The sequence below is a fragment of the Streptomyces sp. A0642 genome (genome assembly GCF_004795105.1).
Lineage (GTDB): Bacteria > Actinomycetota > Actinomycetes > Streptomycetales > Streptomycetaceae > Streptomyces.
This window is the reverse complement of the sequence record NZ_SSBL01000007.1, coordinates 1-11,937: the sequence shown is the minus strand read 5'-3', so window position 1 is coordinate 11,937 and position 11,937 is coordinate 1. Positions and strand designations below refer to the sequence as shown.

At 73.7% G+C, this 11,937-nt stretch carries 13 protein-coding genes; 10 read left to right on the top strand and 3 right to left on the bottom strand.

The features are described from left to right. Window positions 1-451: 451 nt before the first annotated feature. Window positions 452-1,417: an RNA polymerase sigma factor SigF gene (locus E6R60_RS15560; RefSeq protein ID WP_136327144.1), complete on the bottom strand. Its 966-nt coding sequence runs from the start codon at window positions 1,415-1,417 to the stop codon at window positions 452-454. Between the two features lie 518 nt (window positions 1,418-1,935). Here E6R60_RS15560 and E6R60_RS15555 point away from each other — a divergent pair. The 8 genes from E6R60_RS15555 (at window position 1,936) to E6R60_RS15520 (ending at window position 9,130) form a co-directional block, all read left to right on the top strand. Continuing rightward, a complete protein-coding gene (locus E6R60_RS15555) occupies window positions 1,936-2,673 on the top strand; it encodes a class I SAM-dependent methyltransferase (protein ID WP_136327143.1) in 738 nt (245 codons plus the stop codon). A gap of 260 nt (window positions 2,674-2,933) precedes the next feature. Further along, a complete protein-coding gene (locus E6R60_RS15550) occupies window positions 2,934-3,854 on the top strand; it encodes an NADP-dependent oxidoreductase (protein WP_136327142.1) in 921 nt (306 codons plus the stop codon). Further along, window positions 3,851-4,615: a GNAT family N-acetyltransferase gene (locus E6R60_RS15545; protein ID WP_136327141.1), complete on the top strand. Its 765-nt coding sequence runs from the start codon at window positions 3,851-3,853 to the stop codon at window positions 4,613-4,615. Before E6R60_RS15550 ends, E6R60_RS15545 begins: the two co-directional genes overlap by 4 nt. 211 nt (window positions 4,616-4,826) lie before the next feature. After that, the gene (locus E6R60_RS15540) at window positions 4,827-6,041 is read left to right on the top strand and encodes a PP2C family protein-serine/threonine phosphatase (RefSeq protein ID WP_206309428.1); all 1,215 of its coding nucleotides are present in this window, start codon (window positions 4,827-4,829) and stop codon (window positions 6,039-6,041) included. A gap of 115 nt (window positions 6,042-6,156) precedes the next feature. Further along, window positions 6,157-6,828, top strand: coding sequence for a TetR family transcriptional regulator (locus tag E6R60_RS15535; RefSeq protein WP_136327140.1), 672 nt, complete (start codon window positions 6,157-6,159; stop codon window positions 6,826-6,828). After that, entirely contained in the window at window positions 6,825-7,601 is a 777-nt protein-coding gene (locus tag E6R60_RS15530; RefSeq protein WP_136327139.1) for an SDR family NAD(P)-dependent oxidoreductase, read from the top strand. Before E6R60_RS15535 ends, E6R60_RS15530 begins: the two co-directional genes overlap by 4 nt. 58 nt (window positions 7,602-7,659) lie before the next feature. Further along, on the top strand, window positions 7,660-8,700 hold the full coding sequence (locus E6R60_RS15525) for an NAD(P)-dependent alcohol dehydrogenase (protein WP_136327138.1): 1,041 nt from the start codon (window positions 7,660-7,662) through the stop codon (window positions 8,698-8,700). Between the two features lie 115 nt (window positions 8,701-8,815). After that, window positions 8,816-9,130 (top strand): DUF6191 domain-containing protein, encoded by a 315-nt coding sequence (locus E6R60_RS15520; RefSeq protein WP_136327137.1) that lies wholly within the window; start codon window positions 8,816-8,818, stop codon window positions 9,128-9,130. A 223-nt stretch (window positions 9,131-9,353) separates the two neighbouring features. Here the strand turns inward: E6R60_RS15520 and E6R60_RS15515 are convergent, their stop codons facing one another. Both E6R60_RS15515 and E6R60_RS15510 read right to left on the bottom strand, forming a co-directional pair. Beyond that, a complete protein-coding gene (locus E6R60_RS15515) occupies window positions 9,354-9,956 on the bottom strand; it encodes a phosphatase PAP2 family protein (protein ID WP_136327136.1) in 603 nt (200 codons plus the stop codon). Continuing rightward, window positions 9,956-10,624: a DedA family protein gene (locus E6R60_RS15510; protein ID WP_240802581.1), complete on the bottom strand. Its 669-nt coding sequence runs from the start codon at window positions 10,622-10,624 to the stop codon at window positions 9,956-9,958. The genes E6R60_RS15515 and E6R60_RS15510 overlap by 1 nt, the downstream gene beginning before the upstream one ends. A gap of 288 nt (window positions 10,625-10,912) precedes the next feature. Here E6R60_RS15510 and E6R60_RS15505 point away from each other — a divergent pair, with 288 nt between their 5' ends. Together E6R60_RS15505 and E6R60_RS15500 are read left to right on the top strand one after the other, a co-directional pair. Continuing rightward, window positions 10,913-11,245, top strand: coding sequence for a BlaI/MecI/CopY family transcriptional regulator (locus tag E6R60_RS15505; protein ID WP_240802594.1), 333 nt, complete (start codon window positions 10,913-10,915; stop codon window positions 11,243-11,245). Continuing rightward, window positions 11,242-11,937, top strand: a 696-nt coding sequence (locus E6R60_RS15500) for a M48 family metalloprotease (protein ID WP_136327135.1), incomplete at its 3' end; no start/stop codon positions are given. The genes E6R60_RS15505 and E6R60_RS15500, both read left to right, overlap by 4 nt.

The window sequence follows — 11,937 nt, the reverse complement described above, 5'->3', positions numbered from 1 at the left end:
CGCCGGGGATCAGGCTGCCGACGGCGCGGAATTCGCTGCCGCGCCGGCGGGGATCAGCCGGCCGACGGCGCGGGGGAGCGGCGCGGGCCGCGGCGACACGCGGCGGACGCGAGGCGTCCCAGATCGACGTGGCGCCGCGAGAAGAGAACCGGAGTCGCGGGCATGCGGCAGAGCGTGCCAGTGGGCCAGGAGGGCGTCAACAAGCTCCTCGTGCGGCTGAGGTGCCTGTCGGCGACACGGGAGGACCGGACCCGCTACCTCGCGAGGGGGCGTACTTCGCCGCCGTGACCTGCGCGGACGTGCCGTTCGCTGAGGAGCGGGCCGAGAGGCGGGGCGGGCGACGGGCGAGGACGCGGGCCCGCGCCGAATTCATCGGGCCGCAATGTACGGGCGTGCGGAAACGCCGAGGGGGGCTCCCGGCCGCCTCGGCCGGGAGCCCCCCTCGCACCGCTCACTCCTCGACGAACATCCCTTCACGGAGCCTGCGCAGAATCCGGCTGATCAGCCGGGAGACGTGCATCTGTGAGATGCCGAGCTCCGCGCCGATCTGCGCCTGGGTCATCTCCTGGCCGAACCGCATGTCGATGATGCGCCGCTCGCGCTCGTCCAGGTCCCCGAGCAACGGGGCCAGTGCGTGCAGGTTCTCGACCGTCTCCATGGCGGGATCCGGGCTGCCCAGGATATCGGCGAAGGTCCGCCCCGCCGCGCTGGGCTGCCCGGAGTCCGTCGTGGCGGCCGGCATGTCCAGCGAACCCGCGGTGTATCCGTTGGCCGCCACGATGCCCTCGGTGACCTCGGCCTCGCTCAGGCCCAGGTGCTCGGCCAGCTCCGCGACGGTGGGGTCGCGGTCGAGCTCGCCGGCCAGCGTCTCCTTGGTCTTGGCGATGTCGACCCGCAACTCCTGGAGCCGGCGGGGGACATGGACCGCCCAGCTGGTGTCACGGAAGAAGCGCTTGATCTCCCCGGTGATGTACGGAACCGCGAAGGAGGTGAACTCGACCTCGCGGGACAGGTCGAACCGGTCGATGGCCTTGATCAGTCCGATGGTGCCGACCTGGATGATGTCCTCCATGTCGCCACTGCCCCGGTTCCTGAACCGGCCGGCGGCGAACCGGACGAGCGAGAGGTTCATCTCGATGAGGGTGTTCCGCGCGTACTGATGCTCGGGCGTCCCCTCCTCCAGTACCTGGAGCCGGTCGAAGAACAGCCGGGACAGCTCGCGCGCGTCGGTGGGCGCGACCTTGCCCGCGTCCTCGATCCACGGCAGCTCACCGAGGTCCGCGGCGGCAGACCCCGCGCCCGTGAACGCCCCCTGCCCGGCGACGGTTTCCGTCGCCGTTCCGGCGCCGACCAGTGCCGTCGGCACCGCACTCTCCGCTCGCTCCGCACCGGCAGTCCGCGTAGTGTGCGCCGTCATCTCTTCACGCTCCCTGGTGGTAGGCCATGAGGTGTAGACGCCTGCCCCGTCAGAACACTCTCATGCACATCAACAGAAATTCATTCGTTGACACCCCGTCAACAGCCGGGACCCGGGGTGCCCCAGGCGTGGGCCGAGCGCGCTTCGCCGCCTCGGCTGAGCCCGGCGCGGAGACGCAGAACCGCCCCACCGGTACGGGGGAGCCCGGTGGGGCGGTCGCCACCAGAGTGCCACAGCCACCCCCGCAGGGGAGCAGGCCGACGTATATCCGGCAGAAGGTTGAGTCGAAATCGACGGTGGCTGAGGGGCGGTTCGGCTGTCGGCCGAGTGCGGCGGGGGTGGCCGGGGGTGGGCTGCCTGCTGGTCGAGCCGCGGTCGGGCGGGTGGGGTGTCGGCCGAGCCGCGGCCGGGCCGGTCGGCTGGTGGCTGAGCCGTGGCACCGGCTCAGGTACCCGGAGACATCGGACGGCACCGAAAAGGGTGTGCGTGCGGGGTGGGGTCGCTGACAGGCTGCTCCGGTGAATCATGACGAGATCTCCGCCCTTGCCCATGCCGGCCACCCGATCAAGGCGCCGCTCGCCGACGACTCCGTGAGCGGACTCCTGGACCACGCGGTCCCGCGTGGTGACGCGCGAGCGCTCGATCTGGGGTGCGGGGGAGGGGAGTGGCTGCTGCGCGCCCTGACCGGGCATCCCGGCCTGCGGGCCGAGGGCGTCGACATCTCCGAGGGCTCCCTCCAGCAGGCGGGGGAGGCGGCGGACCGCCTCGGCGTACGCGAACGCCTCGTCCTGCACCGGCAGGACGGCGCCGCCTTCGCCTCGGCGGAACCGTTCGACCTCGTCCTCAGCGTCGGGGCCGCGCATGTTTTCGGCGGACTGCTGCCGACCCTCGCCGCCGCGCGCAAGCACCTGGCTCCCGGAGGCCGCGTCCTGATCGGTGACGGCTTCTGGGAACGCGAGCCGTCACCGGAGGCCGTGGAGATGCTCGGCGAGTTCGCCGACCTGGCGACCACCCTGGACCGGGTCGCCGCCGACGGCTGGACGCCCGTGCACGGCCACGTCAGTTCACGCGCCGAACTCGACGCCTACGAGTGGGCGTGCTGGGGCTCGCTGGCCTCCTGGGCGCTGGACAACCCGGCCGATCCCAGGAGCGCCGAGGTGCTGGAGACCGCGGCCACCCGGCGCACCGAATGGCTGCGGGTCTACCGGGAGACCTGGGGCTTCGTCACCCTGGTGCTGCGCCCCACATCCGGCTGACCCCGGGCGACGCCGTCGCCGCTCGCCGGTCCGATCGACGCGGCCCCGGCAGACCGCCCGGCGACGGGGACGGAACCCCGCCGACCGCCACCGGCACGCCCGGCGGACTCCGGCCCGGGACCTCCTCGCCTCCCCGGGTTCGTTGCGGCCCCGTGAACACACCCGGCTCCCGGGAATACGTGCGCGCCGGGCGGACTTGCCGCTCGTGGGGCAGTCGGCGTCAGGCCCGGCCGCCCGTGCCACGAACGGAGAGGAAGCCCATGTCCAAGGCGTACGTGTTCACCCGCAACGGCGGGCCGGAGGTGGAGGCCCTCGTCGACCAGGACCCTCCGGTCCCCGGACCCGGGGAACTTCTCGTCGCCGTCCGGGCGGCCGGGGTCAACCCGGTGGACTGGAAGCTGCGCAGGGGATACCTCCGTCCCGGCAGTGCGCCGAAGCCGTTTCCGGTCGTCCTCGGCAGCGAGGCGGCGGGGGTCGTGGAGGCGGTCGGCCCCGGTGTCGAGGGGTTCGAGGCCGGGGACGAGGTCTTCGGCAATCCGCTGACGGGCGGGTACGCCGAACACACCCTGCTGCCCGTGGCCGTGACCGCCCACAAGCCGGCCGGGCTCCCGTTCGCCGACGCGGCGGTGCTGCCGGTCGCGGCGGCCACGGCCTACGACGGGGTGCGTCAGCTCGGCCTCGCTCCGGGGGCCACGCTGCTCGTCACGGGGGCCGGCGGCGGAGTGGGAAGCGCCGCGGTGCAGCTCGCACGCCACGCGGGCGTCCATGTCGTCGGCGTCGCGAGCGCGGCCAAGAAGGAGTTCGTGGCCTCGCTCGGCGCTGTGCACGTGGAATCCGGCCCGGGACTCGCCGACCGCGTACGCGCGGCGGCGCCCGGCGGCATCGACGCGGTCTTCGATCTGGCCGGCGGTGACACGCTGCGCGAGGCGGCCACGCTGCTCGCCGACCCCGCCGCGCTGATCAGCGCCGGTGACAAGGCACTCGTGGCCGAACTCGGCGGGTCGCCCGTCGAGCGGGCCCGCACCGCCGCGGTGCTCGACGCGGTGGCGGACCTCTTCGTCGCCGGCGCCCTGCGCACGCACATCACCCGGACGTACCCGCTCGCCGCGGCCGGCGACGCCCTGCGCCTGGTGGAAGAGGGTCACGCCCTCGGCAAGACCGTGATCGAGGTGACCGCATGACCGGCCCAGGACGTCCCGACACCGCGGCGCACCCCCTCGACGACCCGGTGGGTTCGGCGCTGCGGGGGCCGCACGCCCACTTCACCGAGCACCGCGGCCGCGTCCTGCGCTACCCGCCGGACGTCACCCCCTGGGTCGCCCTGCCCGAGAGGCCCGGTCCCGCCGACTGGGCCGACGCGGCCGCGCTCGCCGGACCCGGCGGTCTCGTCACCATCACCGCTTTCACGGAGCCGCCGCCCGAGGACTGGGAGGTCGTCTTCGACGCGGAGGGCGTCCAGCTCGTCGACGCGGGAGTCGACGCGGCACCGTACCCGGAGGCCGTCCGGCTCGGCCCGGCCGATGTGCCGGACATGCTGGACCTGGTGGCACGGACCCGGCCCGGCCCGTTCGAGCCCCGCACGATCGAGCTCGGCGTCTACCTCGGGGTGCGGCGCGAGGGGGTGCTGGTCGCCATGGCCGGGGAACGCATGCGCCCGCCCGGCTGGAGCGAGATCAGCGCCGTCTGCACGGACGAGTCGGTGCGCGGTCAGGGGCTTGCCGGCGGACTCGTGCGGGCCGTCGCGCACGAGATCCGGGAGCGCGGCGACACCCCGTTCCTGCACGCCGCCGCCTCCAACACCAACGCCGTCCGGCTGTACGAGTCACTCGGCTTCGCGCTGCGCCGCCACACGCCGTTCCTGTCGGCGATCGTCCCGCAGGACCCTCCCGCGCGCGTGCCCGGCACGGTCCGGGGCGAGGTGCGTGAGCGGGCCGCTCGCTGATCCGGGGGCTTTCGGGGGACTTGAGGAGCTGGGAGGACGGGCCTCGGCTTCGGCCCGCGCAGGGCGGCCGAAGGCCGAGGCCTGCGCCGCTTCCGGGACCTTCGGCGTGGCGGGTGAGGCCGTAAGCCTCGTGTGCCACCCGGCGCTGCCGGGGTGTACTCGGAGGGAACGCCGGGGCCGGTCCGGCGCAGACCCCGGGAGGAATGCGGCCGTGACCATCGGGCTCCGGCACCTGTCGACGACGCGTGGAGCAGAGCTCACGGATACGGAAGCGAGCGAGGCCGCCGTCCGGGCGCCGCGCGTCGGCAACCGGGCACTGTTCGGTGGTCTGGCGTTGCTGACCGCGCTGATCGTCCTGCTCGACATCGGGTCCGGCGACGACCTGCGCCTCGTGCCGCTGCTGGTCGTCGTGCCGGCACTCGTCTCGGTCTTCGCGACGATCCGGCAGACGGTGGGTGTGGCCTCCTGGATCATGGCGGTGGCCGTCACCTCGCGGATCGTGACCGGCGGGACGTTCTGGGACATCACCAGCAGCGTCGTCTTCACGGTGCTCGCCTGTTTCCTCGGCGTCGGCGCCTGCGCGCTGCGCATCCGCCACGCCACCGAGATCGCCAGGCTCCGCTCCGCCGCCGTCGCACTCCAGCGTCAGATCCTGCGTCCGCTGCCCATCCTGACCGACCAGGTCGTCGCCCACGGCACCTATGCGCCGATCGAGGAGGACCGGCTGGTCGGCGGCGACATCTACGAGGTCGTCCAGTCGCCCTACGGCACGCGTGTGATCATCGGGGACGTCCAGGGCAAGGGGCTCGCGGCGATCGGGGCCGGCTTCGCCGTACTCGGCGCCTTCCGGGAGGCGGCGATTCGCGAGCCCTCCCTGACCGGAGTCGTCGACGCCCTGGAGGACGCGGTCGCCCGGCACAACGCCTTCTCCGCGCAGACCGGCGAGATCGAGCGCTTCGTCACGGCTCTGGTCCTCGGTTTCGACGGCGAGGGGCGCGTGCAGGCCGTCAACTGCGGGCATCTACCGCCCCGGCTCCTGCACGACGGAGTGGCGTCCCCGGTCCCGCTGCGCCGTACGTCGGTCCCGCTGGGCATGGCGGAGCTCAGCAGCGACGCCCGTCTCACCGAATGGCTGGACTTCCCGCCCGGCGCCACGCTCCTCATGTTCACCGACGGAGTCACCGAGGCCCGTGACGCGGCCGGGACCTTCTACCCGCTGGACACCCGGCTGAGCCGCTGGGCCCGCCTGTGCCCCCGTGAGCTGCTCGACGCGCTCAGCGCCGACCTGGAGGAGTTCTCCGGAGGCGTACGGCGCGACGACATCGCCGCGCTCGCACTGCGCCGGACGCCGTCGGGCGGCCACGAGCTGATCACGACGCCGGGCCACGGCGCGCGACGCACCGTGGAGACGTGCGGCGGGCGCTGACGGCCCGGCCCCTGCCCCGGCCCGCGGCGGCACCCGGAACCACCCACCCCCGAGAGCCACATGTCCCAACGCGACGTTTGTCGCGGTGGGACATTTTTAGGTGTACGGTGCAGTTATGAATCGGGAACGGACGACCCCGGAGAGGCGGAGCCGCAAGGCGCGCCGGACCCGGGACACGCTGGCCCAGGCCGCCTTCGAGCTCGTGCTCGACCGGGGTCTGAGGGACGTGACGGTCGAGGAGATCGCGGCCCACGCGGACGTCGACCGGCGCACGTTCAGCCGGTACTTCGCGAGCAAGGAGGCCGCCGTTCTGGACTCGGTCCGCGGCGACGGAGACCGGATCAACGACGCCCTGCGGGCCCGCCCCGCCGGGGAACCCCCTCTCACCGCCTACCGCCGGGCCGTTCTGGACTGGCTGGCGGACCCCGAGGCGGAGGCCTGGCACCGCCGCCCGAGGATCTTCGAACTGCTGGTCCTCGCCGAGCGCGAGCCGACCCTCTACGCGGCGTTCCACCACATCCGCGTGGACGCCCAGGAGGAGTCGGTCGCCATCGTCGCCGAACGGCTCGGAGCCGACCCCCGGCAGGACATCCGCGCCGCCGTGACAGTCGCCGCCGGAGCCGGCGCGCTCCTCGCAGCCCAGGCCGCCTGGGTGCGCGGAGGCCGTCCCGAGGAGTTGCCCCGACTCGTCGAGCAGGCATTCGACGCCCTCGCGGCAGACCTGCTCACGCAGGCCCCCGCCGGACCGGCGTCACGCAGCACCACGGAAGGAAACGCACCATCATGAGCACCACCACCACCGCCCCCGCCGAGCAGGAGTTCGCCGGCCGCACCGCACTCGTCACCGGAGGAGCCTCCGGCATCGGCCTCGCGCTCGCCCACCGGCTTGCCGCGGCCGGCGCGTCCGTCGTCGTGGCCGACTACGACGAGCAGAGCGCCCGCAAGGCGGTCGCCGCACTGCAGAGCACCGGCGCCAAGGCCGCCGCGGTGGCCATGGACGTCACCGACCCCGCTTCCGTCGAAGCGGGTGTGCGGTTCGCCGTCGAGACCTTCGGCGCCCTGCACCTCGCCGTCAACAACGCCGGCATCGGCGGCCCGAGCAGCCCGACCGGCGAGTACGCCGTCGAGGACTGGAACCGCGTCGTCGCCACGAACTTGAGCGGCGTCTTCTACTCGATGCGCTACGAACTTCCCGCCCTCGTCGCCGCGGGCGGCGGCGCCATCGTCAACATGTCGTCGATCCTCGGCACCAACGGCTTCGCCGGCTCGCCCGCCTACGTCGCCGCCAAGCACGGAGTCGTCGGCCTCACCAAGACGGCCGCCCTGGAGTACGCCGCGCAGAACGTCCGCGTCAACGCCGTGGGCCCCGGCTTCATCGACACCCCGCTGCTCCGCGACACCGAGGGTCCGGCCCGCGACCACCTGATCGCGCTGCACCCGGCGGGACGCCTCGGCACGGCGGAGGAAGTGGCGGAACTCGCCGCCTTCCTGCTCTCCGACCGCGCCTCCTTCATCCACGGCAGCTACCACCTGGTGGACGGCGGCTACTCAGCCGCCTGAGTGGCGGCCGGGGGGCAGGGGGGCGAGAAAGTAAGCAGGAGAGGTCAAGGAGGACCCCATGAAAGCCGTCCAGTACCGCACCATCGGCGCCGCGCCCGAGGTCGTCAACGTTCCCGACCCGGAGCCCGGACCCGGGCAGGTGCTGCTGAAGGTCACCGCGGCAGGCGTCTGCCACTCGGACATCGCCGTCATGAGCTGGCCTGCGGACCAGTTCCCCTACCCGCTGCCCCTGACCCTCGGCCACGAGGGCGTCGGCACCGTCGCCGCCCTCGGCGACGGCGTCACCGGGTTCTCGGCCGGCGAGTCCGTCGCGGTCTACGGCCCGTGGGGCTGCGGTACGTGCGTCAAGTGCGCCGAGGGCAAGGAGAACTACTGCCTGCGCGCCCAGGAGCTGGGCATCAACCCGCCCGGCCTGGGATCTCCCGGCGCCATGGCCGAGTACATGATCGTCGACGACCCGCGCCACCTGGTCCCGCTGGGCGGCCTCGACCCGGTGCAGGCTGTGCCGCTCACCGACGCCGGCCTCACCCCGTACCACGCGATCAAGCGCTCCCTGCCGAAGCTGGTCCCCGGCGCGACCGCCGTCGTCATCGGCACCGGCGGCCTCGGCCACGTCGCCATCCAGCTGCTGCGCGCCCTGACGGCGGTCCGGGTCATCGCCCTCGATGTCACGGAGGACAAGCTCGCCCTGGCCCGCACCGTCGGCGCACACGAGACGGTCCTCTCCGACGAGCGCGCCGCGGAGCGGATCCGCGCGCTCACGGGCGGCATCGGTGCCCAGGTGGTTCTGGACTTCGTCGGCGCCCCGCCGACCGTCGCGACGGCCGGCGCCGCGGCCGCGATCGACTCCGACGTGACGATCGTCGGTATCGGCGGCGGAGCCCTTCCCGTGGGCTTCGGCTCCCTGCCGTTCAACACGACGGTGTCCGCCCCGTACTGGGGATCCAGGTCCGAACTGGCCGAGGTCCTCGAACTGGCCCACGCGGGCGCCGTGAACGTCCACGTCGAGACGTACTCTCTGGACGAGGCTCCGCTGGCCTACGAACGGCTGCACGAGGGCAAGATCAACGGCCGGGCGGTCATTCTGCCCAACGGCTGACCGCCCCTGCCCTCGAGCCCCACGACCCTGCGGGCCGTCGCACAGCGTGCGCCGGTCCGCAGGGTCGTACCTGCGGCCGATGCGCACCGCACCGCCCGGGACGGATACTCGGGGCATGGAATTCGCCGCCATGATGACGCTGCCCGGACTGGTGATCGGCCTGACCCTCGCCGCCTTCGTCGACCAGCTGCTGCTCCGCGCAGGAAAGGCCGGCCTGCTGCCGTGGCGCAACAGCGCCCGCCAGGGCCAGATCTCGGCCACCGGATTCGAGCAGCTGCACGCGACGTTCTCCCCCGGCAAGCAGAGCGAGCTCAAGGAACGCCGGAGCGCGCTGCTGCTGCGCGACGACGAGGAGGACGGTGCCCCGCCCCACCGCTCCACCGTCGACCTGGACGGCGGCCGCGCCGTCATCCGCCTGCGCCGGCGGTAAGGCCCGGCCCGGTGCACGGGCCCGGCCGGAGGCCCGCCCCGGGTGCGTCCCGCAGGGGATGGTCACCCACCGCTCGTGGGTTCACGTGCCCGCGGTTTCGCCCGTCGACCGCCCCTGAGTGTTCCGGTCATGGCCCGTCTCGGGTGAACGCCTGGCCCGCCCGGAGGTGAAGGTGCGCCTTCGGTCCGGGCGCGAGACATGTTTGCGGGCCACGCTTCCCCCCTCAGCCCGCCGCCACCAGCGGGCGCAGCCGGCTGTCCCGCAACCGCACCACCGCGGGCGCGCAGCGGCGGGCCGCGAGCGTCAGCGGCCAGGCGACCAGGACGCCGACCAGCAGCCCGAGCATCACATCGTGCGGGTAGTGCGCGCCGACCCAGACCCGGGAGGCGCCCATCGCCAGCGCGGCGACACAGGCCACCGCCCCGAGCCGTCGGTCGCTCAGCCAGATCGCCGCCGCCGCGGCCGCCGCGATGGCCGCGTGATTGCTGGGGAACGACCAGTCACCGGGCGCGGGACATGCCTCCACCGTCACGACATGCAGCGTCCGGCAGGGCCGCTGCTCGTGGATGACCGACTTGACCAGGTCGTTGACCAGATACGCGGCCACCACGACCAGGGGGGTGCACAGGGCCATGGCGGTGCGCGCGGGATCAGCCGTGCGGGAGCGCCACCAGGCCACGAGCATGAGCAGGGCGAACAGGGCCGGTCCGTAGTCCGACCAGATGCGGACGGCCGAGTCCAGCGGGGCCGGTGAACGCTGGGCCAGTTCGGTGACCCACGTGTAGAAACCGCCGTCGATCGAGGAGGCGGCGGAGGCGAGCGGCATCAAGGTGCATCTCCTTCGGTGGTGCGCCGGGCGCGGGAGCGGACCAGTTCGGCGGCGAGCGGAATGAGGGAGACGGCGACCACCACGGCGACGATCGGCAGCAGGTACCGGTCGACGTTCGGCACGGAGGCGCCCAGGCCGTACCCGGCGAGGACCAGTCCGGCCGTCCAGGCCACCCCGCCGACGGCCTGCCACAGGGTGAACGACCGCACCGGGACGCCCAGCGCCCCGGCCAGGGGGTTGAGCACGGTGCGCACCACGGGGACGAAGCGTGCCAGCACGATGGCGCGGCCATGGCCGTACCTGGCGAGCAGCCCCTCGGCGCGCGCGGCGCCCTGGCGGAGCCGTTCGGCGCCGCCGCGGGCGAGCAGCGCCCGGCCGCCGCGCCGGCCGATCCAGTAGCCCGTCTGGGCGCCGAGCAGTGCACCGGCCGTCGCGGCCGTGAGCACCTGCGGCAACGACAGTCCGACCGGCCCGTGCGTGCCGGGCACGCACAGGAGACCTGCCGTGAACAGCAGGGAGTCGCCGGGGAGGAAGAAGCCCGCCAGCAGCCCCGTCTCGGCGAAGAGCACGACGGCGATGCCGAGCGCGCCGAACGTACTCAGCAGCGAACCGGCATCCAGCAGGTTCACGGCCAGGGGCGGCGGGGCCGACGAAAGTACGGACACGGTGGCGGGTCTCCCATAATGGTGAGCGGGCGGCTCCGCGGGAACGCCCGACTGACTACAGTGGTGTAGACGGTCTACATCACTGTAGACGCCCGAACGGGGAGGAGAGTTCCCATGTCCCAGGCGAACGGGATATCGGGCGGGGAATCCGCCCGCCGCCCGTCCGGCGCGCCGGCCTCCGAACCGATGCCGCCGACCGCTCCCGGACCGCAGGGCGGCCCCGCCGGACCGGCTGCGGGCCCGCCCGGCCGCGAACGCGCTGCCGCCGAGCGACGTCCCTCCGGCGAACTGGAGTCGACGATTCTCGCCGCCCTCTGGGCGGCCGGCACCCCGCTCACCCCCGGCCAGGTCCAGAGTGCCGTCGCGACGGAACTGGCCCGCACCACCGTGACCACGATCCTGTCGCGCCTCTACGAGAAGGGCGCGGTCACCCGCAGCAGGTCCGGGCGGGGGTTCGCGTACACGCCCACCGAGGACGTGGCCGGACTGACCGCCCGCCGGATGCACAGCGAACTGCGCAAGGAGCAGGACCGCGGCACGGTACTGGCCCGGTTCGTCTCCCAGCTCACGGACGAGGACGAGCGGCTGCTGCGCGATCTCCTCGACGGTGACACCCGGTGATCTACGCCGTGTGGGTTCCGCTGCTGGTGCCCTTCGTCGTCGTTCCCGCCGCCCGTCGGCTCGCCGACGCCCTGGCCCCCGCACGGGCCGTGCGGCTCCTCGCCGCGACCGGCGCCGGCCTCGCGCTGTGCACCCTGATCGCCCTGGCGTTGCTGGTGATTCCCGGTGCCGGCCGGCTGTCCGCCGTCGCGGCGGCCGGCGATTTCGTCCATCCCCTCGCCGCGGCCGCACCGGCCGCGGCCGTCCCGCTCGCGGCCGCCGCCCTGGCCCTGATCGCGGGCTGCGCCGCCGCCGTGGCGCGTGCGGTGCGCGGCCACTGGGCCCAGCTCCAGCGGGTCCGCCCGGCCCGGAGCGACGGGGAGGAGCTGGCCGTCCTGCACGACAGCCGACCGGACGCCTACGCGCTTCCCGGACGGCCCGGCAGCCCCGGCCGGATCGTCGTCACCACCGGCATGCTGCACGCCCTCGACCCCGCCGAGCGGGAGGCCCTGCTCGCCCACGAACGCGCCCACCTGGCCGGTCACCACCACCTGTACCTCGTCGCCGCCGAACTGTCCGCACGCTGCCACCCGGCCCTGCGCGCTCTGCGCGCCCCCCTCGGATACGCGCTGGAGCGCTGCGCCGACGAGGCCGCCGCGCACGCCGTGGGGGACCGCCGGGTCGCGGCCCGTGCGATCGGGCGCGCCGCTCTC

Coding starts and splice junctions, on each gene's coding strand:
- E6R60_RS15530 (WP_136327139.1), top strand. CDS start 6,825: ATGAGCACCACCACCACCGCCCCCGCCGAGCAGGAGTTCGCCGGCCGC.
- E6R60_RS15550 (WP_136327142.1), top strand. CDS start 2,934: ATGTCCAAGGCGTACGTGTTCACCCGCAACGGCGGGCCGGAGGTGGAG.
- E6R60_RS15520 (WP_136327137.1), top strand. CDS start 8,816: ATGGAATTCGCCGCCATGATGACGCTGCCCGGACTGGTGATCGGCCTG.
- E6R60_RS15560 (WP_136327144.1), bottom strand. CDS start 1,417: ATGACGGCGCACACTACGCGGACTGCCGGTGCGGAGCGAGCGGAGAGT.
- E6R60_RS15535 (WP_136327140.1), top strand. CDS start 6,157: ATGAATCGGGAACGGACGACCCCGGAGAGGCGGAGCCGCAAGGCGCGC.
- E6R60_RS15525 (WP_136327138.1), top strand. CDS start 7,660: ATGAAAGCCGTCCAGTACCGCACCATCGGCGCCGCGCCCGAGGTCGTC.
- E6R60_RS15545 (WP_136327141.1), top strand. CDS start 3,851: ATGACCGGCCCAGGACGTCCCGACACCGCGGCGCACCCCCTCGACGAC.
- E6R60_RS15515 (WP_136327136.1), bottom strand. CDS start 9,956: ATGCCGCTCGCCTCCGCCGCCTCCTCGATCGACGGCGGTTTCTACACG.